At 73.2% G+C, this 24,849-nt stretch carries 17 protein-coding genes; 14 read left to right on the forward strand and 3 right to left on the reverse strand.

Annotation, left to right across the window (positions count from 1 at the left end; genetic code table 11):
• Positions 1-164 precede the first annotated feature (164 nt).
• Positions 165-1,502, forward strand: coding sequence for an HNH endonuclease signature motif containing protein (locus tag E4N63_RS18250; RefSeq protein WP_230241181.1), 1,338 nt, complete (start codon positions 165-167; stop codon positions 1,500-1,502).
• Positions 1,503-2,346: 844 nt separating this feature from the next.
• On the forward strand, positions 2,347-2,835 hold the full coding sequence (locus E4N63_RS18255) for an N-acetyltransferase (protein ID WP_125624710.1): 489 nt from the start codon (positions 2,347-2,349) through the stop codon (positions 2,833-2,835).
• Positions 2,836-2,993: 158 nt separating this feature from the next.
• Here the strand turns inward: E4N63_RS18255 and E4N63_RS18260 are convergent, their stop codons facing one another.
• Positions 2,994-4,235: a PP2C family protein-serine/threonine phosphatase gene (locus tag E4N63_RS18260; protein WP_230241182.1), complete on the reverse strand. Its 1,242-nt coding sequence runs from the start codon at positions 4,233-4,235 to the stop codon at positions 2,994-2,996.
• Positions 4,236-4,951: 716 nt separating this feature from the next.
• On the opposite strand from E4N63_RS18260, the gene E4N63_RS18265 reads away from it, so the two are divergent.
• The 8 genes from E4N63_RS18265 (at position 4,952) to E4N63_RS18300 (ending at position 16,460) form a co-directional block, all read left to right on the forward strand.
• A complete protein-coding gene (locus E4N63_RS18265) occupies positions 4,952-5,842 on the forward strand; it encodes a TIGR03084 family metal-binding protein (RefSeq protein ID WP_230241183.1) in 891 nt (296 codons plus the stop codon).
• Positions 5,843-6,070: 228 nt separating this feature from the next.
• On the forward strand, positions 6,071-7,777 hold the full coding sequence (locus E4N63_RS18270) for an acyclic terpene utilization AtuA family protein (protein ID WP_308188784.1): 1,707 nt from the start codon (positions 6,071-6,073) through the stop codon (positions 7,775-7,777).
• A gap of 73 nt (positions 7,778-7,850) precedes the next feature.
• On the forward strand, positions 7,851-9,446 hold the full coding sequence (locus E4N63_RS18275) for an acyl-CoA carboxylase subunit beta (protein WP_125624713.1): 1,596 nt from the start codon (positions 7,851-7,853) through the stop codon (positions 9,444-9,446).
• A 199-nt stretch (positions 9,447-9,645) separates the two neighbouring features.
• On the forward strand, positions 9,646-11,610 hold the full coding sequence (locus E4N63_RS18280; protein ID WP_230242547.1) for a biotin carboxylase N-terminal domain-containing protein: 1,965 nt from the start codon (positions 9,646-9,648) through the stop codon (positions 11,608-11,610).
• Positions 11,611-11,951: 341 nt separating this feature from the next.
• On the forward strand, positions 11,952-13,169 hold the full coding sequence (locus E4N63_RS18285) for an acyl-CoA dehydrogenase family protein (RefSeq protein WP_230242548.1): 1,218 nt from the start codon (positions 11,952-11,954) through the stop codon (positions 13,167-13,169).
• A gap of 242 nt (positions 13,170-13,411) precedes the next feature.
• Complete coding sequence (locus E4N63_RS18290) at positions 13,412-15,013, forward strand: 4-coumarate--CoA ligase family protein (RefSeq protein ID WP_230241185.1); 1,602 nt, start codon at positions 13,412-13,414, stop codon at positions 15,011-15,013.
• Entirely contained in the window at positions 15,010-15,810 is an 801-nt protein-coding gene (locus tag E4N63_RS18295) for an enoyl-CoA hydratase family protein (RefSeq protein WP_230241186.1), read from the forward strand. Before E4N63_RS18290 ends, E4N63_RS18295 begins: the two co-directional genes overlap by 4 nt.
• A complete protein-coding gene (locus E4N63_RS18300) occupies positions 15,798-16,460 on the forward strand; it encodes a TetR/AcrR family transcriptional regulator (protein WP_125624717.1) in 663 nt (220 codons plus the stop codon). The genes E4N63_RS18295 and E4N63_RS18300 overlap by 13 nt, the downstream gene beginning before the upstream one ends.
• A 97-nt stretch (positions 16,461-16,557) precedes the next feature.
• Here E4N63_RS18300 and E4N63_RS18305 read toward each other — a convergent pair whose 3' ends face one another.
• Positions 16,558-17,658: a citrate synthase 2 gene (locus E4N63_RS18305; protein WP_125624718.1), complete on the reverse strand. Its 1,101-nt coding sequence runs from the start codon at positions 17,656-17,658 to the stop codon at positions 16,558-16,560.
• Between the two features lie 504 nt (positions 17,659-18,162).
• Here E4N63_RS18305 and pdxH point away from each other — a divergent pair.
• Positions 18,163-18,792 carry a pyridoxamine 5'-phosphate oxidase gene (gene pdxH, locus E4N63_RS18310; protein ID WP_125624723.1) on the forward strand — a complete coding sequence of 210 codons (630 nt, stop codon included), beginning with the start codon at positions 18,163-18,165 and terminating at the stop codon, positions 18,790-18,792.
• A 620-nt stretch (positions 18,793-19,412) separates the two neighbouring features.
• Positions 19,413-20,876, forward strand: a complete 1,464-nt coding sequence (locus E4N63_RS18315) for a PAS domain-containing protein (protein WP_228429487.1) — start codon at positions 19,413-19,415, stop codon at positions 20,874-20,876.
• Between the two features lie 34 nt (positions 20,877-20,910).
• On the opposite strand, the gene E4N63_RS18320 is transcribed toward E4N63_RS18315, so the two are convergent.
• Positions 20,911-21,732 carry an SIS domain-containing protein gene (locus tag E4N63_RS18320; protein ID WP_125624720.1) on the reverse strand — a complete coding sequence of 274 codons (822 nt, stop codon included), beginning with the start codon at positions 21,730-21,732 and terminating at the stop codon, positions 20,911-20,913.
• 321 nt (positions 21,733-22,053) lie between these two features.
• Between E4N63_RS18320 and E4N63_RS18325 the strand changes: the two genes are divergently transcribed.
• The gene (locus E4N63_RS18325; RefSeq protein ID WP_019711208.1) at positions 22,054-22,746 is read left to right on the forward strand and encodes a metal-dependent transcriptional regulator; all 693 of its coding nucleotides are present in this window, start codon (positions 22,054-22,056) and stop codon (positions 22,744-22,746) included.
• A 1,182-nt stretch (positions 22,747-23,928) separates the two neighbouring features.
• Positions 23,929-24,792 (forward strand): alpha/beta fold hydrolase, encoded by an 864-nt coding sequence (locus tag E4N63_RS18330; RefSeq protein ID WP_125626503.1) that lies wholly within the window; start codon positions 23,929-23,931, stop codon positions 24,790-24,792.
• Positions 24,793-24,849: the final 57 nt, after the last annotated feature.

The following is a 24,849-nucleotide window of genomic DNA, read 5'->3' on the forward strand; positions in this document are numbered from 1 at the left end:
TCGGTGTGGGCCATGGGTGGAGTTCCGGGGTCCGCTTTCGATCACTCGTTCGGGTGGTTCCACGCTCTGGACCTGGATTCATCACCGTCCGTGACGGAAAATAGGGGGTACGAACTCGCTCCGTGAGGGCGGGAGTTCACACGTGCGAATCCGGACGGGGGGACATGATGCAGGCCACGCTGCTCGACCACGACGAGACCGAAACCACCGGCGCGCCGGGACAGCCGGTGACGGCGGATGAGTGGGCCGCGCATCTGGCGTCGGCCACCCCGGGTCCGCAGACGGCGGCGATGCTTGCTCTGCTGGAGCGCGAGCAGCTCTCCACATCTGGGCGGATCGATGCTTTGAAGGCCTGGGAGCGGCATGTGGCGTGGATCCAGGCGCAGCAGGTTGGTCTGCTGGCGGATATCGAGGCGGATGCTTTGGATGCGACGCCGAATGAGGTCGGGTGGGTGGACTATGACTGGAACTTCGCCTGTGAGGATGTGGCCTGTGCGTTGAAGCTGTCGGGGAACACGGCCGCGGACCGTCTGGCGGTCGCCACGGCCCTGGAGGGGCGTTTCCCCACCACGGTGGGGCTGTTGGAGCGGGGGGAGATCTGCTATCTGCAGGCGAAGGCGGTGGCGGAGGTCACCGGCACCCTCGACCCCGAGGCCGCGGGTGTGGTGGAGGCCCTGGTCGTGGCGAAGATGCCGGGCCAGTCCGTCGGCCAGACCCGGCGCTCCTTGAACTGGGCGGTGCTGAAGGCGGATCCGCAGGGGGTCGAGCAGCGCCACCGCAGGCGCAGGGAGGACCGTACGATCTGGCACCGGGCCGCCGAGGACGGCATGGCCACCTGGACCGCCTTCCTCCCCACTCCACAAGCCGCGCAGCTCGACGCTGCCGTCGACGCCCACGCCGCCACCTTCACCGACGACGGGCGCACCCTCAATCAGAAGCGCGTGGACGCCCTGTTCGACCTGGTCGTCAACCGCCCCGCCGGAGACGCAACCCCCGGCGGCCGCTCGGCGGCGGTGGTGCAGGTGACGGTCGCTCTCGACACGTTGATCGGGGCGGATGAGGAGCCCGCACACCTCAAGGGGTACGGGCCGGTCAGTGCCACCGCGGCACGGGAGGTGGCCTTCGCCCCCGGCACGATCTGGCGGCGTCTGATCACCCACCCGAAGACCGGCCTGCTGATCAAGACCGACCCCACCACCTACCACCCCACCGCCGAAACCCAGCGCCACGTCATCGCCCGCGACATGACCTGCACCTTCCCCTCCTGCCAGATGCCCGCCCACCGCTGCGACTTGGACCACATCGAACCGTTCAACCACCAAGACCCGACAGCGGGCGGGGTGACCGAGCCGGACAATCTGATGCCGCTGTGCCGACGCCACCACCTCCTGAAACACCGCACCCGATGGCAGGTGCAGCGCGACCCCGACACCGGCGAGGTCCGCTGGACGGCACCGACCGGCCACACCTACACCAACCCACCCCACACCCACACCACCTAGCACCACCCCGGCCCCGGCCGCCGCCGAGCAGGCCGCAGCCACCGGCACCAGCCCCTCCGCCACCGCGCGGAGGGGCCCACACCCATGCCCAACACCGAGAGCCCTCCGCGCCACCGAGTGGGCAACACCTGACAGGGGCCACCTGCGCGCCTCGGCGCCGACGACGGCACACACCTCGGCGTCAACGTTGCATGCTCCGTGTTCAGAATCCACCGACCGGCAGCCGTCGAGAGGAGAGAACCGAGCCCGCCACGCCACCACCCGCCACGACCGTCACCACCGACAGCCCGCCACGACGGCGGGAAAGCCGAGAAGCCCAGGTGCGCGTGTGCCCCCGCAACCACCCACCGGCACCAGCCTCGCCATCGCTTTTCCGAACGACCCCGGGTGCGCACGGTGCCGGATAGACGACCGACCACCGGCCCACCCCAGCACGGATGCCGTAACCCCCACCCGAGAATCACCCGCCGCCCGCGACGCACCCGCCACCACCACCGCGCCGCCCACCCGGCGCCGTAACCCCAAACAGCCCGGCATCGGACAGCCCGCGACACAGCCGCCACCACTCCCGCCCCGCCCACCCGGCGCCGTAACCCCAAACAGCACGCCACAGGGCGGTTGCCCCGCACGTCCGCTCCCACCCAGCCCAGTCCGCCCAGCGCTGCACCTCACGTCCTCGCGACCGTCGCCACCACCAACCGGAAACGACAGTGGGGACTGCGCCTCCGCGGGCCGGGCCGGCGTGTGCTCCCAGGCTGGAGAAACGTGTTGACGGGTCATTGCACCGGTCGGCACGCTCACGAGCGTGATCACGGAACACGGACCGGCCGATGCCACCGTCGTCATGCCAGTCAGCGTGCGTGACTTACTGCCCCGGGACCTCCCTGCATGTGCCTGGTCGGGCTCGGCAACTCACCAGCGCCAGGTGGAGCGAGAGCTGGCGCGTGCTGCGGTCGGCGAGGTCGACTACTTGGCCGTGACCACTCCGGTGGATCTGCCGGTGGCGATCGGCGGCATCGACTACCAGGTGGCCGAGGACGCCGGGACCTTGTGGCAACTCGTCGTGCTCCCGGCTCTCCGGTCCTGCGGACTGGGAACCATGCTGATCCGGGCCGCCGAACAGAGGATCAGGGACCGCGGCCTGTGCAGGGCCGAACTCGCCGTGGAGGAGAGCAACCCCCGGGCTCGCGCCCTGTACGAGCGTCTGGGCTACGTCGCGTACGGCCGCAGGCCCGATGCCTGGGATCAGGAAGGGCCCAACGGGCTGATCAGCCGACACGAGACGGTGTGCGTTCTCATGCGAAGGGAACTGCCGGGCCCCGCTCGACAGTAGATGCCGGAGGGGCAGCCGGACGGGTATCTGTGCTACGCCGAGAAGCCGGTCATCCGGCCGACGTGGCGACGGCGGCTCGGATCCGGAGGGCGTTGCGTGAGACTGCCGGACTGCCGGACTGCCGGACTGCCGGACCGGCGGACTGGCGGGGTTGCCGGTCAATCCACGGTGGCGAGATGGTCCGCTGCGCCCCCGCGCCACTCGATCAGGAAGAGCGTCGCGTCATCGGTGGTGCTTCCGCCCCGTTCTCGTTTCAGTGTGTGGGAGAGAGAACGCACCATGGCCCGCACCCCTTCCTCCGTGTGCTCGATCCGGTTGACCCAGGCGATGAGCTGTTCCTCGCCGAACTGCTCTTCGCCCGCTCGGTGCTCCTCGATCACGCCGTCGGTGAAGCACAGAACCCGGTCGCCCTGCTGGAGGACCTGCTCGCTGACCGAGGGCGTCTCGCCGCCGAAACCCACCGGCAGGGTGGTCGGGCTGTGCAGTCGCCCGACGACCTGGTGGTTGCGGATCAGCAGGGGTGCCGGGTGGCCCGCGTTGACCCATTGCAGGTGACCCGTGGTGATGTCCAGACGCATCATCTGCGCTGTGACGAAGTGTTCGGTCCCGAACTGCTCTGCAATGGCCTGGTCCATGAAGGAGTAGATCCCGGCCAGTCCCACATGGGCGCGCCTGGCGTGCCGATAGACGCCGATGGCGACGGTTGCCATGGTGGCGGCGTGGAGACCGTGGCCCATCGCGTCGATCACGGCCAGGTGCAGGATGTCGTCGTTGAGGGCGTAGTCGAAGCTGTCACCGGCGACGTCGTAGGCGGGCTCGAGGATCCCCGCGACGGCGACCTGGGGAACGGCCATGGCCAGCGGGGGCAGCAGCGACCATTGGATCTCCGCGGTCACGCTCATCGGTTCGAGCCGCCGGGCCTGGAAGAACTGGTCGGTGTAGCTGTGCTTGGTCACCAGCATGTCGGCGACCAGGCCGGCGAGTCTGCGGAGGAGCCTCCTGTCGTCGTCATCAACGACGGACAGGGTGAGGGCCATCACCCCCACCTGGTCGCTGCCGTCCAGCAAGGGCAGGTACATGCGGACACCGTCAGCCTGAGGAACCTCGATGACAGTGCCGTGCAGGAAGGACGCGCCGGCGGGGGAGTCACCGATCGGCTCGGGTTCGCCTACGACCAGCCGTCGGCCCGGTAGCGGCACCAGCATTTGCTGCGCATAGTCCTGCAGGAGGATCGAGACGTCGCGGCCACCGACCTTGGCGACCTCTTCCGCGATCAGTGGGGCGATGAGCTGGGGCGGCATCTCGTGGGCCCGGTCCAGCAGCAGCCCGAGCAGCCGCTCACCGAACCCCTCCGACCGGTTCGTGGCGTCCTCGCCGGGCCGGTTCTCATCCACTGCCATGACCGGTCGCCCTTTCGCTGTGTGGTCTGCGTGCGGGGAGTGGTTCGCAGACCGGTGCGGCTGCCGTCCCGGCCTCCGAACGCAGCACCGGGGCCGGGGCGGCAGTTTTCCGTTTCCCGTGCCCGGCACAGGCCGCGCGCTCCGGCACCTTGTGTTCCATCCGGTGTTCGCAGCGGATCCACTCGGAGGTCCGTTCACCTGATCTGCGCACACGGGCTCCCGGCAGGGTCGTGGCCACTGTGGCTCAGCGTGACGCGGTTGAGCGGCTCAGCGAGCCATTACGCCGGATGCGGCATGTCTTACCGGCATGTCATACCGGTATGGGGAGGGGGCGTGGTGGCACGGAGAACCTCGACCCGGCCGGTGATGAGGAGATCGTCCGCGGGTGTGCGGGTGTGCGGGTGTGCGGGTGTGCGAGGGAGTGGAGAAAATAATGCAAGCACGCTTGCTTGTTTCTTGTTCTGCTGCCACAGTCGGTCCACGCCACGCCGTTGCGCCGCCCCGGCAGCCAACCGGTCGGCGGAACGGTCGGCCGAGTACCGCCCACCCGGCCTGCCCGGCCGTATCAAGCCGTCCGGGCAACGGCGCACGCTCAACAGCAGTCCTTGTCCCGCCTCCCGTGCCCACGCGCGGCGCCTGCAGCCCGCAACTTCACCACGCACCTCCGTACACCTCCGTAGACCGCCGTCTCCGCCGTCCGTACAAGGGAGCACCCCGTGGCCGATCCAGCAGCCGTGCTCAGCGATCTCCGTGCCGAGGGTGAGGAGTTGGAGCAGCTTGTCGCGCCGCTCGCCGCCGAGGGCTGGAGCATGCCGACCCCCGCCCCCGGCTGGACCGTCGCGCACCAGATAGCCCACCTCGCCTGGACCGACGAGCGCGCTCTGCTCTCCGCCACCGACCCCGGCGCCTTCGCCGAGGACGCGGCCCAGGCGCTCACCTCGCCCGAGACCTTCGTGGACGACGGTGCTCAGCGGCTGGTCGACGAACTCCCGCCCGCCTCCCTCCTCGACTGCTGGCGCACCGGTCGCGCCGCACTTCACCGCGCCCTCGCCGGCCGACCGCCGGGGGCCCGGCTTCCCTGGTACGGGCCGCCGATGAGCGTGGCCTCGATGGCGACGGCCCGCCTGATGGAGACCTGGGCCCACGGACAGGACGTGGCTGACGCGCTCGGGGTCCGCCGTGAGCCGACGGCCCGGCTGCGCCATGTCGTACGGATCGGGGTGCGGGCCCGCGACTACGCGTACATGGTGCACGGGCTCGTACCGCCCGCCGAGGAGTTCCGGGTGGAACTGACGGCCCCGGACGGGGACGTGTGGGCGTACGGGCCCGAGGACGCCGTGCAGCGCGTCACCGGTGCCGCCCTCGACTTCTGTCTGCTGGCAACCCAGCGGGCGCACCGCTCCGATCTGGCCCTGCACGCCGAGGGCCCGGACGCCGCGCACTGGCTGGACATCGCTCAAGCGTTCGCCGGGCCGCCCGGCAAGGGGCGTGAACCGGCAGGCGGGGAAGGGGGCATGAGTTCGGGGAGCGCCGGCGGTGCGGCGCGGGCCGGCTCAGCGGCGGTCACGGGAGAGGGCGCCACGGGCACTGCGGGAGGAGTCCGGTGACCGGGGCCGGAAACGGAACACCGCCGGGAGATGGAGCCCCACCGGGCCGTTCTTCGTCGGCCGGTTCCTCACCGTCCAGCGGTTCACCGGACCACAGGGCCGCACCCGTGCCGGACCACAGGGCCGCCCCGTGAACGGAACCGACCTGAGAGCCGCCGCCCCGCCCCAGGACCGACCTCGAGCCCCGAGCCGGAACCCGCCCCCGGCGCCGCCCCGGCGCCCCTCCGCATCGGCAACGCCTCCGGCTTCTACGGCGACCGCTTCGACGCCGTCCGCGAGATGCTGACCGGCGGCCCGCTGGACGTCCTCACAGGTGACTATCTGGCCGAGCTGACCATGCTCATCCTGGGCCGCGACCGCCTCAAGGATCCCTCCCGCGGCTACGCCAAGACCTTCCTGCGCCAGCTGGAGGAGGGCCTCGGTCTCGCCGCCGAACGGGGCGTGAAGATCGTCACCAACGCCGGGGGCCTGAACCCCGCCGGGCTCGCCGACGCGGTCCGTGCCCTCTCCGAGCGCGTCGGCGTCCCCATGCGGGTCGCGCACGTCGAGGGCGACGACCTCCTGCACCGTGCCGGCCGGCACGATGCGGAAGGCGAGGGCTGGGGCGAGGGCGTTCTCACCGCCAACGCCTACCTCGGCGGCGCGGGCATCGCAGCCTGCCTGCGTGCGGGGGCCGACGTGGTGGTCACCGGCCGGGTCACGGACGCCGCGCTCGTCACCGGCCCGGCCGCCGCGCACTTCGGCTGGGCGTCCGACGACTGGGACGCCCTCGCCGGAGCGGTCGTCGCCGGGCACGTCCTCGAATGCGGCGCCCAGGCGACCGGCGGCAACTACGCCTTCTTCACCCGGCACGACCTCCGGTCCCTGCGCCACCCCGGCTTCCCGGTCGCCGAGCTGCACGCGGACGGCAGCTCCGTCATCACCAAGCACCCGGGCACCGGCGGCGTGGTCACCACCGGCACGGTCACCGCGCAGCTCCTCTACGAGACGGCCGCCGCCCGCTACGCCGGACCGGACGTCACCGCCCGTCTGGACTCCGTACGCCTCGCGACGGACGGCGCGGACCGGGTGCGGATCAGCGGTGTACGGGGCGAGGCGCCGCCGCCGGCGCTCAAGGCCGGGCTGACCCGGATCGGCGGCTGGCGCAACGAGGTCGTCTTCGTGCTGACCGGGCTGGACATCGAGGCCAAGGCCCGGCTGGTGCGCGACCAGATGGAGGCCGCGCTGGCGTCCCGCCGCCCCACTGAGGTGCGCTGGACCCTGGCCCGCACGGACCGCGCCGACGCGCCCGTGGAGGAGGAGTCGAGCGCGCTGCTGCGGCTGGTGGTCCGCGATCCGGACCCGGAGGCGGTCGGCCGCCGGGTCAGCGGGGCGGCCGTGGAGCTCGGGCTGGCCAGTTACCCCGGTTTCCACCTCACGGCCCCGCCCGGCCCGGGATCCCCGTACGGGGTGTTCGAGGCGGTGTTCGTGGACGCGGCCGGGGTGCCGCACACGGCCGTGCTGCCGGACGGGGAGCGTGTCGCCGTGGAGCCGCCGCCGACGACGCAGCCGCTGGAGGAGGTCCCCGAGCCGACCCTCCCCGAGCCGCTTCCGCCCGGTCTGCCGACCCGCCGCGCACCGCTCGGGCAGGTCGCGGGGGCGCGCAGCGGGGACAAGGGCGGCAGCGCGAACGTCGGTCTCTGGGCGGAGACGGACCACGCCTGGCGCTGGCTGGCCCATGAGCTGACGGTGGACCGGCTGCGTGAACTCCTGCCCGAGGTGCGGACGTTGCCCGTCACCCGCCATGTACTGCCGGGGCTGCGCGCCCTGAACTTCACCGTGGACGGCCTGCTGGGCGAGGGCGTCGCCTCCCAGGCCCGCTTCGACCCGCAGGCGAAGGCCCTGGGCGAGTGGCTGCGCGCCCGCCACCTGGACATACCGGAGGTACTGCTGTGACGCGTCCGCCGAACCGGCACCCGGAGCGCCGTCGGAAACCGCGAGAGACGCGGGAGATGCGGGAGGTCACCCGATGACCGTGCTCCCCTCCGCGCTCGACACCGCCGGCGCCGACTACGCGGCCAACCGCGCCGCGATGCTCGCCAAGCTTGCCGATCTCGACGCCGAGCACACCAGGGCCCTGGCGGGCGGCGGCGAGAAGTACGTGGCCCGGCACCGGAAGCGGGGCAAGCTGCTCGCCCGCGAGCGGATCGAACTGCTCCTCGATCCGGACACGCCCTTCCTGGAACTCTCCCCGCTCGCCGCCTGGGGCAGCGACTACACCGTGGGCGCGTCCCTTGTCACCGGCATCGGGGTGATCGAGGGCGTGGAATGCCTGATCACCGCCAACGACCCGACCGTGCGCGGCGGTGCCAGCAACCCCTGGACGCTCAAGAAGGCCCTGCGCGCCAACGAGATCGCCTTCGCCAACCGCCTTCCGGTGGTCAGCCTCGTCGAGTCGGGCGGCGCGGACCTGCCCAGCCAGAAGGAGATCTTCATCCCGGGCGGGGCGCTCTTCCGGGACCTCACCCGGCTGTCGGCGGCCGGGATCCCCACCATCGCCGTGGTCTTCGGCAACTCCACGGCCGGCGGCGCGTACATCCCCGGGATGTCCGACCACACGATCATGGTGAAGGAGCGGGCGAAGGTCTTCCTCGGCGGGCCGCCGCTGGTCAAGATGGCCACGGGCGAGGAGAGCGACGACGAGTCGCTGGGCGGCGCCGAGATGCACGCCCGGACCTCCGGCCTCGCCGACCACTTCGCCGTCGACGAGCCCGACGCGCTCCGGCAGGCGCGCCGCGTCGTCGCCCGCCTCAACCACCGCAAGGCGCACCCCGATCCGGGCCCCGCCGGGCCGCCGAAGTACGACGAGGACGAGCTCCTCGGCATCGTCCCCGGTGACCTGAGGACTCCGTTCGACCCGCGCGAGGTCATCGCCCGGATCGTCGACGGCTCGGACTTCGACGAGTTCAAGCCGCTCTACGGCAGCAGCCTCGCCACCGGCTGGGCGTCCCTGCACGGCTATCCCGTCGGCATTTTGGCCAATGCCCAGGGGGTGTTGTTCAGCGAGGAGTCGCAGAAGGCGGCGCAGTTCATCCAGCTCGCCAACCAGCGCGACATCCCGCTGGTCTTCCTGCACAACACCACCGGCTACATGGTCGGCAAGGAGTACGAGCAGGGCGGCATCATCAAGCACGGTGCCCAGATGATCAACGCGGTGTCCAACTCCCGGGTCCCGCATCTCTCCGTCCTCATGGGCGCCTCCTACGGCGCCGGCCACTACGGCATGTGCGGACGGGCGTACGACCCGCGCTTCCTCTTCGCCTGGCCCAGTGCGAAGTCGGCGGTGATGGGACCGCAGCAGCTCGCGGGCGTCCTGTCGATCGTCGCCCGGGCCTCCGCCGCCGCCAAGGGACAGCCGTACGACGACGACGCGGACGCCGCGCTGCGCGCCATGGTCGAGCAGCAGATCGAATCCGAGTCGCTGCCGTTCTTCCTCTCCGGACGCCTCTACGACGACGGCGTCATCGACCCGCGCGACACCCGCACCGTGCTCGGTCTGTGCCTGTCCGCGATCCACACCGCACCCGTGGAAGGCGCCCGCGGCTTCGGCGTCTTCCGGATGTGAGGGGACCCATGCCGAACACCGAGTCGAACCCAGAGCCGAACGCAAGGCCGGACGCAAGGCCGAACGCAGAGCCGAACACGAGGCCGGACGCAGCGACGAACGCAAGGCCGAACGCAGAGCCGAACGGAGAGCCGGGCCCCGGGACGGCCGCCGGTCCCGCCGGCAGCGGCACGACGGCCGCCACCGCCCCCGCCCGCCCCTGCGCACCGTCCTGGTCGCCAACCGCGGCGAGATCGCCTGCCGCATCTTCCGCACCTGCCGCGAGCTGGGCCTCGCCACGGTCGCCGTGCACTCCGACGCCGACGCGGAGGCCCTGCACGTGCGGACCGCCGACGCCGCCGTGCGCCTCCCGGGCGACAGCCCCGCGGACACCTACCTCCGCGGTGACCTGATCGTGAAGGCGGCCCTCACCGCCGGCGCCGACGCGGTCCACCCGGGCTACGGATTCCTCTCCGAGAACGCCGGCTTCGCCCGGCAGGTCCTGGACGCCGGACTGGTGTGGATCGGCCCGCCCCCCGAGGCGATCGACGCGATGGCCTCCAAGACCCACGCCAAGGAACTCATGGCCGAGGCGGGGGTGCCGCTGCTGCGCCCCGTGGACCCGGGCCGTGCCACCGGCTCGGACCTCCCCCTCCTGGTCAAGGCGGCGGCCGGTGGCGGCGGACGCGGCATGCGGCTGGTCCGCGACCTGGCCGACCTCCCCGCCGAACTGGCCGCCGCCTCCGCGGAGGCCGCCTCGGCCTTCGGCGACGGCGAGGTGTTCGCGGAGCCGTACGTGGAGAACGGCCGCCACGTCGAGGTGCAGATCCTGGCCGACACCCACGGCACCGTCTGGGCGCTCGGCACCCGCGACTGCTCACTGCAGCGCCGGCACCAGAAGGTCATCGAGGAGGCCCCCGCCCCCGGCCTGCCGCAGGCGCTGCGCGACACCCTCCACACGGCCGCGGCCGAGGCGGCCCGCGCCATCGGCTACACCGGCGCGGGGACGGTCGAGTTCCTCGTCTCCGCCGGACACCGGGCGTACTTCCTGGAGATGAACACCCGTCTGCAGGTGGAGCACCCGGTGACGGAGGAGGTCTACGGTCTCGACCTCGTCGCCTGGCAGCTCCGTGTCGCCGAGGGCGCCGAGCTGCCCGCCGAGCCGCCCGCGCCCACCGGGCACGCCGTCGAGGCCCGGCTGTACGCGGAGGACCCGTCGCGGGGCTGGCAGCCCCAGTCCGGGCCGCTGCACCGCCTCGACGTCCCCGGCGTGCGGCTGGACACCGGGTTCACCGGGGGCGACACCATCGGCGTCCACTACGACCCGATGCTGGCGAAGGCGATCGTCCACGCGCCGACGCGGGCGGAGGCGGTCCGCAGGCTGGCCGACGCGCTGGCCCGGGCCCGTGTCCACGGCCCGGTCACCAACCGGGACCTGCTGGTCCGCTCCCTCCGACACCCGGACTTCGCGGCGGGCCGGCCCGACACCGGCTTCTACGACCGCAATCTGCCGGAACTCACCGAACCGGCCTCCGCCGGGCCCACGGCGGACAGTACGGCGGGCAGCCCGGCGGCGGGCGGCCCGGTGGGCATCTCCGCTCTGGCGGCCGCGCTGGCCGCCACCGCCGCCCGCACCGGTTCCGCGGCGGGCCTCCCCGCCCGCTTGGGCGGCTGGCGCAATCTGCCCTCCGGCCACCAGACCACCGTCTACCGCGCCGAGCCCGACGGCACCGCGTACGAGATCCGCCACCGCCTCACCCGGGACGGCCTGGACGCCCCCGGCCATCCGGACGTACGGCTGATCGCGGCGGGCCCGGAGCGCGTCACCCTGGAGACCGCCGGGGTCCGCCGCAGCTTCGAGGTGGCCGTGTACGGCACCCGGGTTCACGTCGAATCGCCCCTGGGCGCCTGTGCGTTCACCGCCGTCCCCCGCTTCCCCGACCCGGCCGCCCGCACCGAGCCGGGCTCGCTGCTGGCTCCCATGCCGGGCACGGTGGTGCGGGTGGCGGACGTCGCCGTCGGCGACCGGGTGGAGCAGGGGCAGCCGCTCCTGTGGCTGGAGGCCATGAAGATGGAGCACCGCATCACGGCCCCCACCCCGGGGACGCTGACAGCCCTGCACGCCGCCCCGGGCCGGCAGGTGGAGGTGGGCGCCCTGCTGGCCGTCGTGTCGGACGGGCCCTGAGCACGGGCCCGGGCCGGGGGCTGTCGCAGCGGGGCCGGCGGCTCCGGGGCTTTCCCGGCCGCGGCTGCCCGGTCTCATCTGCCCGGCCCGGTCGTGCGGCCCCGACTGCCCGGCCCCGACTGCCCGGCCCCAACTGTTCGGTTCCCGGCGCCCGGTGGCGTCCGCACACCGTCCGCACACCCGTCCGCACCCGCCCCACCGGCGGCCCGTCCCGCCCGTAGCCGCAGCCCCGCACCCGTCCGCACCCGTCCACACCGTCACCCGTACCGCACGCCCCTCTCCAGCAAGCCCCTCCCGAGGAGGCCCTCATGCCCGCGTCCCCGTCCTCCAGCGCAGTCACCGTGTCCACAGCCCTCGAAACCGATGAACACCGCGCTCTCCGTCAGGCCGTCGCCGCCCTCGGGGCCCGCTACGCCCGCGACTTCTTCGCCGCGGACGGCCCCGGCTCCGGCCCCGGCGCCGGCCCCGGCGGGAACGACGCGGCCACCACCAGGACCCGCCACATCCAGGACCTGTGGCAGGAGGCCGCCAAGCTCGGCTACCTCGGCATCAACCTCCCCGAGGAGTACGGCGGCGGGGGCGCGGGCATCTCCGAACTCGCCATCGTGCTGGAGGAACTGGGGGCGGCCGGCTGCCCGCTCCTCATGCTCGTCGTCTCGCCGTCCATCTGCGGCACGGTCATCGCCCGCTTCGGCACCGAGGAGCAGAAGCGGCAGTGGCTGCCGGGCCTCGCCGACGGCAGCCGCATCATGTCCTTCGGCATCACCGAGCCCGATGCCGGTTCGAACTCGCACCGGATCACCACCACCGGCCGCCGCGCCCCCGACGGCAGCGGCGACTGGCTGCTCACCGGCCGGAAGGTCTTCATCTCCGGTGTGGACATCTCGGACGCCACACTGATCGTCGGCCGTGCCGAGGACTCCCGCACCGGCAAGCTCAAGCCCTGCCTGTTCATCGTCCCCCGGGACACCCCCGGGTTCGAGTACCGGCAGATCGACATGGAACTGCACGCCGCCGAGAAGCAGTTCGAGCTGAGCTTCGACGACATCAGGCTGCCCGCCGAGGCGCTCGTCGGCGACGAGGACGCCGGACTGCTCCAGCTGTTCGCGGGGCTCAACCCGGAGCGCATCATGTCGGCCGCGTTCGCCCTCGGGATGGGCCGCTTCGCCCTGACGAAGGCGGTCGACTACGCCCGTACCCGGCAGGTGTGGAAGACGCCGATCGGCGCGCACCAGGCGATCGCGCACCCCCTCGCCCAGGCGCACATAGAACTCGAACTGGCGCGCCTCATGACGCAGAAGGCGGCCCGCCTGTACGACGCGGGGGACGACATCGGGGCGGGCGAGGCGGCCAACATGGCCAAGTACGCGGCCGCCGAGGCGAACGTCCGGGCGGTGGACCAGGCGGTGCACACGCTCGGCGGCAACGGCCTCACCAAGGAGTACGGCCTGGCGCAGCTCGTCACCGCCTCCCGGGTCGCCCGGATCGCCCCGGTGAGCCGGGAAATGATCCTCAACTATGTGTCCCACCAGTCCCTGGGGCTCCCCAAGTCGTACTGAATCGGCCATCCTTGTGAGCCACCCGCGGGGATGTGAGCCGCATCACACGCCGGGGCGTGGCGGTGCCGTGCACCCGGAGGCCGACCGGGTCGCGGCCCGGCGCGCGATGCGGCTCGGGAACACGGGCAAGCAGGCACCGGGGCAGCACACCCGCAAACAGCGCACCGCGGACAGCACACACCCGCAGGCACACAGGCACCAGGCACACAGGCACACAGGGACCCAGAGAGGGAGGGATCGCCATGATCCACCGGAGCGCCTACCCGGACGTCCGGCCCGTCGATCAGCCCATCCACGAAGCCGTCCTCGGCCGGGCCGCCGAGTTCGGGGACACCCCCGCGCTGATCGACGGCGTGGACGGCACCACGGTCAGCTACGCCCAGCTCGACGTCTTCACCCGCCGGATCGCCGCGGCGCTCGCCGAGGCGGGGGTCCGCAAGGGCGACGTCCTGGCCCTGCACAGCCCGAACACCATCGCCTACCCGGCCGTCTTCTACGCCGCGACGATGGCCGGTGCCTCCGTCACCACCGTCCACCCGCTCGCCACCGCCGAGGAGCTCGCCAAACAACTGCGCGACTCCGGGGCGCGCTGGATCGTCACGGTGTCCCTGCTCCTGGAGACGGCCAAGGCGGCGGCCGCCGCGGCGGAGGCGGCCGGGGGCGAGCCGGTCGCGGAGATCTTCGTCTGCGACCGGGCGGAGGGCCACCGCTCCGTCCTGCACGACATGCTCGCCTCGACGGCCCCGGAGCCGGTGGTGGAGATCGACCCCGCCGAGGACGTGGCGGTGCTGCCGTACTCCTCGGGCACCACCGGCGCCCCCAAGGGCGTGATGCTCACCCACCGCAGCATCGCCACCAACCTCGCCCAGCTCGATCCGCTGCTTCCGAACGAGACGGACGAACGCATCCTCGCCGTCCTCCCCTTCTTCCACATCTACGGCCTGACCGCCCTCATGAACGCCCCGCTCCGCCGGGGCGCCACCGTCGTCGTACTGCCCCGCTTCGACCTGGAGCAGTACCTGGCGGCCATCGAACGCCACCGGGTCACGGCCCTCTACGTCGCCCCGCCGATCGTGCTGGCCCTCGCCAAGCACCCGGCGGTCACGGAGCACGACCTGTCCTCCGTGCGGTACGTCCTGAGCGCCGCGGCGCCCCTGGACGCCGAGCTGGCCGCGGCCTGCTCCCGCCGGCTCGGCGTACCGCCCGTGCTGCAGGCGTACGGGATGACGGAGCTGTCGCCCGGCACGCACGCCGTGCCGCTCGACGCGGAGAACCCGCCGCCGGGCACCGTCGGCACCCTGGTGCCCGGCACCGAGATGCGGATCGTCTCCCTCGACGACCCCGCGCAGGACCTGGACCCGGGCGAGCCGGGCGAGGTCCTGATCCGCGGCCCCCAGGTGATGAAGGGCTACCTCGGCCGCCCCGACGCGACCGCCGCGATGATCGACGAGGACGGCTGGCTGCACACCGGGGACGTCGGCCGGGTGGACGCCGACGGCTGGCTCTTCGTCGTCGACCGGGTCAAGGAACTCATCAAGTACAAGGGCTACCAGGTGGCGCCCGCCGAGCTGGAGGCCTGTCTGCTGACCCACCCGGAGATCGCCGACGCGGCGGTCATCGGTGTCACGGACGAGGACGGCAACGAGATCCCCAAGGCGTACGTCGTGCGCAGGCCGGGGGCCGGGACCACGGCCGAGCAGGTCATGACGTACGTTGCGGAACGGGTCGCCCCCTACAAGAAGATCCGCCGGGTCGAGTTCCTGGACGCGGTGCCCCGCGCCGTCAGCGGCAAGATCCTCCGGCGCGAACTCCGGACCCGGGAAAGGACGTCCACCACGCCATGACCGACGCACAGGCCCCGGCACAGCAGCCGGAACAGCCCTCCGCGCGGCCCCTGGTGCGCCGCGCGACCGAACACGGTGTCACCACGCTCACCCTCGACTCGCCGCACAACCGCAACGCGCTCTCCACCCGTCTCGTCACCGAACTGCACGAGGCCCTGGCGGAGGCCGCGGCCGACGCGGACGTCCGCGCCGTCCTGCTCACCCACACCGGCAGCACGTTCTGCGCCGGCGCGGACCTGACCGAGGCCGGCTCGGCGGACGCCGCCTCCGCCCCGCTCGGCCTGGCCCGGCTGCTCCGTACGGTCACGGAGCTGCCGAAGCCCGTGGTGGCGCGGGTGACCGGCCATGTGCGGGCGGGCGGGCTCGGCCTGCTGGGATGCTGCGACATCTCGGTGGCGGGACCGGGCACGAGCTTCGCGTTCACCGAGGCCCGGCTCGGCCTGGCGCCGGCGGTGATCTCCCTGCCGCTGCTGCCGCGCCTCGACCCCCGCGCCGCCGCGCGCTACTACCTCACGGGCGAGCGGTTCGACGCGGACGAGGCGAGCCGGATCGGCCTCGTCACCGTCTCGGCCGAGGACCCGGACGAGGCGCTCGCCCCGATCCTGGACGGACTGCGGCGGGCGTCCCCGCAAGGGCTGGCGGAGTCGAAGAAGCTGGTCACCGCCGACGTCCTGCGCCGGTTCGACCGGGACACCGGGGAGCTGGCCGAGCAGTCGGCCCGCCTCTTCGCCTCCGCAGAGGCCCGCGAGGGCATGACGGCCTTCCTGGAACGCCGGGACCCGGTATGGGCGCGGTGACGACGGTCCGCGGCCCCAAGCAGGACCGCAGCCGCGCCACCCGGCAGCGGCTGCTGGAGGCGGCGGTCGCCTGCCTGGCCGAACACGGCTGGAGCGGCAGCACGGTCACGGTCGTCGCCGAGCGCGCCGGGGTGTCCCGCGGCGCGGCGCAGCACCACTTCCCCACCCGGGAGGACCTGTTCACGGCGGCGGTCGAACACGTGGCGGAAGAACGCTCGGCGGCGCTGCGCGCGATGCTCAGCGGCGAGCGGGCCGTGCGGGGCGGGGACCCCGCGCCGGGCAGCCGCACCCGGGCCGTCGTGGAGGCGATCGTCGCCCTCTACACGGGGCCGCTGTTCCGGGCCGCGCTGCACCTCTGGGTGGCCGCCTCGAACGAGGAGCAGCTCAAGCCGCGCGTCACCGCGCTGGAGGCCCGTATCGGCCGGGAGAGCCACCGGATGGCGGTCGGACTGCTCGGCGCCGACGAATCGGTGCCGGGGGTCCGCGAGACGGTGCAGGGCCTGCTGGACATGGCCCGGGGCCTCGGCCTGGCCACGCTCCTCACGGACGACGCGGCCCGCCGCGACCGGGTGGTGGCCCAGTGGGCCCGCATCCTGGACGACACGCTCGGCCGGGGGCCCGGCGGCACCGGGGAGCACGGGGGCGCCTGAGTCCTCCGGCCCGCAGCACACCGCCCCCGCACCGGGGTGCGGGGGCGGTGGGGCCGGCGGGAGCCCGGCGGATGCGGCCCGGGCGGCGGGCCGGTGCTCAGCCGGCGATGTCCGCGAAGCCTTCGACCTCGCGCGGGTTCCGGGTGCCCGGGCCGATGTAGCGGGCCGAGGGGCGCACCAGGCGGCCCGTGCGCTTCTGCTCCAGGATGTGCGCGGACCAGCCGGCCGTGCGGGCGCAGGTGAACATCGAGGTGAACATGTGCGCGGGCACCTCGGCGAAGTCGAGCACGATGGCGGCCCAGAACTCGACGTTCGTGGCCAGCACCCGGTCGGGGCGCCGGTTGTGCAGCTCCTCCAGGGCGGCGCGCTCCAGTGCCTCGGCGACCTCGAAGCGCGGCGCGGCCAGTTCCTTGGCGGTGCGGCGCAGCACGCGGGCCCGCGGGTCCTCGGCGCGGTAGACCCGGTGGCCGAAGCCCATGAGGCGCTCGCCCTTGTCGAGGGACTTCTTGACGTAGGCGGTGGCGTCGCCGGTGCGCTCGATCTCCTCGATCATGCCGAGCACCCGGGACGGCGCGCCGCCGTGCAGCGGGCCGGACATGGCGCCCACGGCGCCGGAGAGCGCCGCGGCGACGTCGGCGCCGGTGGAGGCGATGACGCGGGCGGTGAAGGTGGAGGCGTTCATGCCGTGCTCGGCGGCGGAGGTCCAGTAGGCGTCGACGGCCTTGACGTGCTTGGGGTCGGGCTCGCCGCGCCAGCGCTTCATGAAGCGCTCGACGACGGTGTCGGCCTTGTCGATCTCCCGCTGCGGGACCATCGGCAGGCCCTGGCCGCGGGCCGACTGGGCGACGTAGGAGAGTGCCATGACGGCGGCCCGGGCGAGGTCGTCGCGGGCCTGGGACTCGTCGATGTCGAGGAGCGGTTTCAGGCCCCAGACGGGGGCGAGCATGGCGAGCGCGGACTGGACGTCGACGCGGATGTCACCGGAGTGGACGGGGATGGGGAACGGCTCGGCGGGCGGCAGGCCGGGGTTGAAGGCGCCGTCGACGAGGAGACCCCAGACGTTGCCGAAGGAGACGTGGCCGACGAGGTCCTCGATGTCGACGCCGCGGTAGCGGAGGGCGCCGCCTTCCTTGTCCGGTTCGGCGATCTCCGTCTCGAACGCGACGACTCCTTCGAGTCCGGGTACGAAGTCGGACATCAGGCGGCTCCTCTGTGGCGTGATGTGGTCGACACACATGGCTTGTGACCAGAATGTCAAGCTTTGCGGTGTGCGGTGCCGGTCCGGATGCGCGGCCGCCCCGCTCCGCGGCTCTGCGACGCCGACGCGGCTCACGCTCCGTAACGGTTACCCCGGTGATGCCCGGCCCGGGAGATGGTTATCCGTTCGGGCGCACACCGGAGAGGCACTGAGGGTCTCTACAGGCGGGACACGATATCTCGCGTCATCCGGGGGCTATAGGGGCCCAGCCGATGATTTTGGCCGGTTCGGCCGATGCGGGGAAGCGTGAGAAGCGGCACACTGTGCCATCTTTCGGGGAAGAAGTTACGCCCCGTAGGGTCCGTCAACGCTCCGTCAGTGTCTTCGGCTCTTCGGATGATGCTGCAAGATGAGTCCGTGCCTGATGATTCTCTGGAGTCCGTGGAGTCCGTGCCGCACGTCGACGCCGATCAGCCGGTGGCGCCCGACTACGATCCCGCCGCCATGCGCGAGCACTACCGCTCGGGAGGTCTGGACGAGGGGGACCTCGCCGGGGCGCCGATGGAGCAGTTCGCCCGGTGGTTCCGGCAGGCGTCGGAGAGCGGCCTCTACGAGCCGAACGCCATGGTGGTCTCCACGGTCGACGCCAGCGGCCGGCCCAGCTCGCGGACGGTCCTGCTGAAGGGCTTCGACGAACGCGGGTTCGTCTTCTTCACGAACTACACCTCCCGCAAGGGCCGGGAGATCGACACCAACCCGTATGTGGCGCTGCTGTTCCCCTGGCATCCCATCGCCCGCCAGGTGCTGGTGGAAGGGGTGGCCGAACGGGTCGGCCGGGACGAGACGGTGGCGTACTTCCGCACCCGCCCGCACGGCTCGCAGCTCGGCGCCTGGGCGAGCCGCCAGTCGGAGCTGGTGGTCTCCCGGGAGGAACTCGATCGTTCCTACGGGGAGCTGGCGGACCGCTACCCGCCGGGCGAGCAGGTGCCGGTGCCGCCGGAGTGGGGCGGGTACCGGGTCTTCCCGGAGGCGGTCGAGTTCTGGCAGGGCCGCGAGAACCGCCTCCACGACCGCCTGCGCTACATCCGCTCCGCGACGGCGAGGGGCTGGACGATCCAGCGGGTGTGCCCGTAGGGCCACGGCGCCGCCGGGCGGCGGGGGCAGCCGCGGGTGCCCGCGGCGGCCCCCACGGGAGCGCCGGTGCCGGGCCCGTACCCCTGGACGGCGCGGGCCGGGAACGCAGACGACCCGCGAGCCTCTTCCCCCGGGCCGGGCCAACGGCTCGGCGGCAAGGGGGCCGGTCGGACGTACCGGCGGCTCGCGGGTCGGGTGACTGCTGGGAATTGGGCCGGCTGCACGCATCTCTCACGTGCGGGTCCGGCGGTGCGCAGAGCGCGACGACGGACTGCTAGCCCGCAGTCACCTCACGCGTCCGGATTTCTGACATCTGCCGAACCACCTCCCTTCTCGTGTGCTGCGAGGGTAGGCGGACAAGCCGCCGGGACTCAACGCTTTTTCGGGGGACTTCTCCGGACAGGGCGGGCGGCCGCTTCCTCCCACCCGCCGTCCGGGTGCGCCTCCCCTCCCAACTGCCTGCCGGTACGGGGCCGTTGCGGACCGCTCCCGGCCCCGGTCGTCGCCCCGGGCCACCGATTTCCGGGAACACGGTGTGGGCTCCATCACGTTCGAGTTCAATGAAACCGGAGTACGGAGTACGTACAGCGCTACGCAGCCACGTCGTCTGGAGGTGCCAGGTGACTGCTCAACGGCCTTCCGGCTCAGGCCCCGTCCCGTCGGCGCGTTCCGCCGGCCCCGGCCGGGAGACTCCTTGTCCCCCGCCGGACTGCGAGGACTCCGACCTGCTGGCCGCACTGCTGGACGGCATGGACGCCGCCCTCTGCGCCTTCGACGCCGACGGTGTCGTCACCCACTGGAACCGCGAGGCCGAACGCATCCTCGGCTGGTCGGCGGAGGAGGCGGTCGGCCGGCACGGCTTCGCCGGCTGGGCGGTCCGCACGGCCGACGCCGACGAGGTGCAGGGCCGGCTGATGGCGGCGATGGACTCCCCGGGCCGCCAGGTGCACGAGTTCGCGCTGCTCACCAAGGACGGCGGACGGGTCCTCGTCCGCACCCAGTCGGCCGCCGTACGGGGCACGAAGGGGGAGCCCGCGGGCGTCTACTGCGCGTTCAGCGAGGTGCACGCCCAGATCGACCTGGAACGGTCCCTGGCGCTGAGCGACGCCCTGTTCGAGGACGCCGCCTGGGGCGTGGTCCTGGTGGACGCCGATCTGCGCCCGGCCGTGGTGGGCGGTCACGCGGCGCGCACCCTCGGCCGGGAACGGGCCGAACTGCTGGGACGCCCGCTGGGAGATCTGCTGTCGCAGGGCGCGGAGGAACTGGAGAGCTCGCTCCAGCACGTGCTGGCGGAGGGCACGCCCCCCGCCCCCAGCGACCTGTGGGTGACCCTGCGCCCCGCCCGGGGCGACGGCACGGGCGGCACGGGCGGCTCCCCGGACGCGGCCGGGGCCGAGCGCGACGGCGGCGGGCGCCGCTGCTGGCGCAGCGGCTTCGTCCGGCTGGCGTCACCGCTCGCGGAGGAGCCGGTGCCGCTGGGCGTCGCCTGGTTCTTCCAGGACGTCACGGAGACGAAACTGCTGGAACGGGAGGGCTCGCTGCTGCGCTTCCGCGGCAACCAGCTGCACCGCGCGGGCCTCTCGGCGGCCGAGTGCGAGGACCCGGCCGAGGCGGCGACCGTCCATGTCGACTTCGCCCTGGCCGGGTTCGCGGACCACGCGCTGCTCGACCTGCTGTCCCCGGACGGACCGGCCGCCGGCCGGCTGGTACGGGCCGCGGCCACGCCGACCGGTGCGGGGGGCCCGTGCTCGGCGATCGAACCGGGCGGCATCCCCGTGGGCTACCCGGAGGGCCACCCGGCGCCGCGGGCCGTGGAGCGCACCGGTTCCGTACGCTCCTCCGCGATCACCGGGGGCGCGGCGAACCCGCGCGACTGGGCGCGGGCCCGGCAGTGGCCGGAGGACTCGGTGCACGCGCTCTGCGTCGTCCTGCGCAGCCGCGGCCGGACCCTGGGCGTGCTGACGTTCCTCCGGGGCGCGAGCCGCCGGCCGTTCGAACGCCAGGACGCGGTGTACGCGGAGGACGTGGCGGTCCGCACGGCCGTCCTGCTGGACCTGGCCGGGGTGACGCGCCCCGGACGGTGAGCCGGGGGCACTCCCGCACCCGGTCCGCCGGGGCTCAGGTGTGCCGGTGGAAGATCCGGTCGCGGTACTCGTCCAGGACCTCGCGGTTCCAGTCGTGGCCGCCGTCGACGTTGCCGGAGCGCAGCAGCGGCGGAGTCATCCCGCGCGCTGCGAGCTCGCCGGCGGCGGAGGCCATGACGGCCTGCATCAGCGCGCTGGTCACGACGGTCGAGGCGGGGGCGAAGGGTGCGTCGATGCCGTCGGCGGTCAGTTCCGCGTCCCCCACGGAGATCTTGCTGTCGAGGACCACGTCGCAGTGGTCCTTGAGGAAGGTGCCGCTGGGGTTCTGCGGCTTGGTGGCGGCGGCGTAGGCGACGGAGGTGACCCCGATCACCGTCAGCCCGCGCGCCCGGGCGCCCCGGGCCATCTCCACCGGCAGCGCGTTGCGCCCGGAGAGCGAGATGATCACGAGCAGATCGCCGGACCGCACCGGGGCCGTGCCGAGGACGGCCTCCGCCAGCCCGTCCACCCTTTCGAGTGCGCTGCCGAGGGTGGCGGGCATGACGTCGACTCCGGTCACGCCCGGTACGGCGAGCAGGTTCATCAGGGCCAGACCGCCCGCGCGGTAGACGACGTCCTGGGCGGGCAGCGAGGAGTGCCCGGCGCCGAACGCGAAGAGCCGTCCGTCCGCGGTGACGGTGTCGGCGATCAGGGACCCGGCCCGGAGGATGCCGTCGGTCTCCTCGTCGCGGACGCGCCGCAGCAGGTCGGCGGCGGCGTCGAGGAACCGCCCGGGAAGGTCCTCGCCGGGCCGGGGGGTGGTGAGCTGCGCCGTGAGCCGTGCGGGACGGTTCCCGGGAAGCGTGCTGTCGCTCATCGCCGAGGGGCCCTTTCCGTGGGGTCCGTTGGGGTTTCCGCCGGACGTCCGGCAGAGATCGGGGGAGGATCGGGGGAGGCTGGCCGGAGGATTCGCGGGAGGCCCGGAAGCCGCCGGAGTCCGAGGGGGGCTCCGCGGGATCGCCGCGGGAGGTCCGCCGCGGTGGGGCCCCGGCCGGGCCCGCCCCGCGGCGATCACGGTGCGGTCTACACCACTGCCCTGTCAATACCGCGCCGGGCCGCCGCACGACAGGGGCCGGTTGTCCCCGGCATGCGCAAGAATTGGGGGCCGGGGCCACCGCACCATCTACGAGGGGCACGCATGTCCGGACTCATCGACACCACGGAGATGTATCTCCGCACCATCCTGGAGCTTGAGGAGGAAGGTGTGGTGCCCATGCGCGCGCGGATCGCGGAACGGCTCGACCAGAGCGGTCCGACGGTCAGCCAGACGGTGGCGCGGATGGAGCGCGACGGACTCCTGAGCGTGGCCGGTGACCGCCACCTGGAGCTGACCGAGGAGGGCCGCCGGCTGGCCACCCGCGTCATGCGCAAGCACCGGCTGGCCGAGTGCCTGCTGGTCGACGTCATCGGGCTGGAGTGGGAGCAGGTCCACGCCGAGGCGTGCCGCTGGGAGCACGTCATGAGCGAGGCCGTCGAGCGGCGCGTGCTGGAGCTGCTGCAGCACCCCACGGAGTCCCCGTACGGCAACCCGATCCCGGGCCTGGAGGAGCTGGGCGAGTCCGGCCGGTCCGACCCGTTCCTCGGCGAGGGCGTGGTCAGCCTGGTCGATCTGCGCCCGGGCGCGGAGAGCAAGACGGTGGTCGTCCGGCGGATCGGCGAGCCGATCCAGACGGACGCCCAGCTGATGTACACGCTGCGGCGGGCCGGGGTGCAGCCGGGCTCGGTGGTGAGCGTCCGGGAGTCGGCGGGCGGCGTGCTGATCGGCAGCGGCGGAGAGGCCGCGGAGCTGGACGCGGACGTCGCCTCCCACGTGTTCGTGGCGAAGCGTTAGCGCGCGGAGCGGGCCGGCGCCCGGGCTCGCACCGGTGCCGTACCGGGCGGGCGGGCGCGGGTGCGGCCTGCCCGGTACGGCGCGGTGCCTGCGGGGCACGGTTTCCGGCGGAGCGGCGCCGGGCGAAGGTGTCCCGCCGTACACCACCCGTGGTCCGTTCGGGCACCACACCGGGGACGGGCGGTGCCGGGGGGCGCGGCGGCGCGGGAGGGGCGCGCGGCGAGGTGTCCGAGGTGCGGACGGCCCGTCGGAAGCGCGGGCGCGAGGGGCACACAGGGGCTGGATTAAGGGCGTAGGGGCAGCGCACGGACGGCCGGGCATGTCACCCTGTCGCTGAGGCATATGGCGCCGGGGCATTCGCGGGGCGCCGCGTTCTGTCCGCCGACCGGGAGGTGTGCGGGATGGGCCGAGGGAACCGGATCGGTGCCGATACCCCGGCCGCAAGCGCCGGGAGAGGGCCGGTCCGGGCGGGCGGACGAAGCGGTCGGAGCGGTCGGAGCGGGCTGAAAACCGTACGAGCCGGATCGCGTGCCGGGCGGAACCCCGGACGGTCCCGGCGGGATGCCACCGAGGCCCCCGGGACGGCCGCCGCTGCTTGGCGGGACGCCGCCCGAATCGAACAGTACGCCGATCCGGCGGGGTCGGGCGCGGCCCCGGCCGGACGGAAGGCCGTGCAGGCCCGGGGCGGCAGCGCATCAGCCCCGCAGGCCGGCCCGCCGATCCTGCCGAGCCCGCCGATCCGGCTGTCTTCCGGCGTCCGTCCCGGACGTTCGAAGGCCCCGGCTCGCCGTGGCGTAGCCGGGGCCTCGCCTCCCCGTGTCGCGCCGGTCGACCCGGAGCCCCGAGCTCTCAGGGTCGGTGCCGACGTTCTCACCTCGTTCTTTCCATCCCCTCGGCCGCGGCGGCCAATCCTTGAGGGCTGTCACCCGTACGAGGGTTCTTGTACGGCGATGCGGCTCCATCACCCCATGTTCGAATAAGAGTTCGATACTGTATCCGTGTTCCACCCCGCACGGCACGACCCCCGCGCACCACACGAACCGCACGCCACGCCAGGCACGGCACAGAGCGAGCGGCACGAGAGACACGACGGACCCGACGGACCCGAGACAGACGCGCTGCGGCCGGCCGCGGGGCAGCACACCGAAACGGCAGCCGGAAGGAATGGGGGTGCCAGATCACATGGTTCGGCGCATCAACACGACCGGAGCCGACGGAGTCCGGCTGGCCGCCTGGGAGTTCGCCGACCCGCCCAAGGGCGTGCGGGAGGGCGAGGCGGCCCCGGGGGTCCTGCTCCTGCACGGGCTGATGGGGCGCGCGTCCCACTGGGCGGAGACGGCCCGCTGGCTCTCCGCGCGCCACCATGCCGTCGCCCTCGACCAACGGGGCCACGGGCGCAGCGAGAAGCCCGCGGGCGGCCCGTACACCCGGGAGGCCTACGTCGCCGACGCCGAGGCCGTTCTGGAGCGGCTGGAACTCGGCCCGGCCGTGCTGATCGGCCACGCCATGGGCGCCCTGACGGCATGGCAGCTCGCCGCCCGCCGCCCCGACCTCGTCCGGGCGCTCGTCATCTGCGACATGCGCGCCTCGGCGCTCGGCGCCCGTTCGCAGCGCGAGTGGGAGGAGTGGTTCGCGTCCTGGCCGCTGCCCTTCGCGACCCTCGCGGACGTCCGCACGTGGTTCGGCGAGGACGATCCGGGCCTGGAGCGCCCCCGGCCGTCCCGCGGCGACTTCTTCGCCGAGGTGATGGCCGAGCGCGCCGACGGCTGGCGCCCGGTCTTCTCCCGCCGGGCGATGCTGCGGGCGCGGGAGTCCTGGGTGCACGACGCCCACTGGGACGAACTGGCGCAAGTGCGGTGCCCCACCCTCGTCGTGCGGGGCCTCGACGGCGAACTGGGCCGTGCCGAGGCCCAGGAGATGGTCCGGGTGCTGCCCCGGGGCGAGTACGCCGAGGTGCCGGACGCGGGGCATCTGGTCCACTACGACCGGCCCGAGGGCTGGCGGTCGGTCGTCGAGCCGTTCCTGGAGAACGTGACGCCGGCCTGAGCGGCGAGCCGGGTGATCCGCCGCCCGGGTGGGCGGAGCCGGGCGCGGACTGCCGCC

The organism is Streptomyces sp. MNU89, assembly GCF_020982505.1.
Classification (GTDB): Bacteria; Actinomycetota; Actinomycetes; order Streptomycetales; family Streptomycetaceae; genus Streptomyces; species Streptomyces xinghaiensis.

Bases quoted from the DNA above. Each gene is read 5' to 3' on its own strand.
- E4N63_RS18330 (WP_125626503.1), top strand. From the start codon at position 23,929: ATGGTTCGGCGCATCAACACGACCGGAGCCGACGGAGTCCGGCTGGCC.
- E4N63_RS18325 (WP_019711208.1), top strand. From the start codon at position 22,054: ATGTCCGGACTCATCGACACCACGGAGATGTATCTCCGCACCATCCTG.
- pdxH (WP_125624723.1), top strand. From the start codon at position 18,163: ATGCGCGAGCACTACCGCTCGGGAGGTCTGGACGAGGGGGACCTCGCC.
- E4N63_RS18320 (WP_125624720.1), bottom strand. From the start codon at position 21,732: ATGAGCGACAGCACGCTTCCCGGGAACCGTCCCGCACGGCTCACGGCG.
- E4N63_RS18290 (WP_230241185.1), top strand. From the start codon at position 13,412: ATGATCCACCGGAGCGCCTACCCGGACGTCCGGCCCGTCGATCAGCCC.
- E4N63_RS18255 (WP_125624710.1), top strand. From the start codon at position 2,347: ATGCCAGTCAGCGTGCGTGACTTACTGCCCCGGGACCTCCCTGCATGT.
- E4N63_RS18300 (WP_125624717.1), top strand. From the start codon at position 15,798: ATGGGCGCGGTGACGACGGTCCGCGGCCCCAAGCAGGACCGCAGCCGC.
- E4N63_RS18275 (WP_125624713.1), top strand. From the start codon at position 7,851: ATGACCGTGCTCCCCTCCGCGCTCGACACCGCCGGCGCCGACTACGCG.
- E4N63_RS18295 (WP_230241186.1), top strand. From the start codon at position 15,010: ATGACCGACGCACAGGCCCCGGCACAGCAGCCGGAACAGCCCTCCGCG.
- E4N63_RS18305 (WP_125624718.1), bottom strand. From the start codon at position 17,658: ATGTCCGACTTCGTACCCGGACTCGAAGGAGTCGTCGCGTTCGAGACG.
- E4N63_RS18250 (WP_230241181.1), top strand. From the start codon at position 165: ATGATGCAGGCCACGCTGCTCGACCACGACGAGACCGAAACCACCGGC.
- E4N63_RS18260 (WP_230241182.1), bottom strand. From the start codon at position 4,235: ATGGCAGTGGATGAGAACCGGCCCGGCGAGGACGCCACGAACCGGTCG.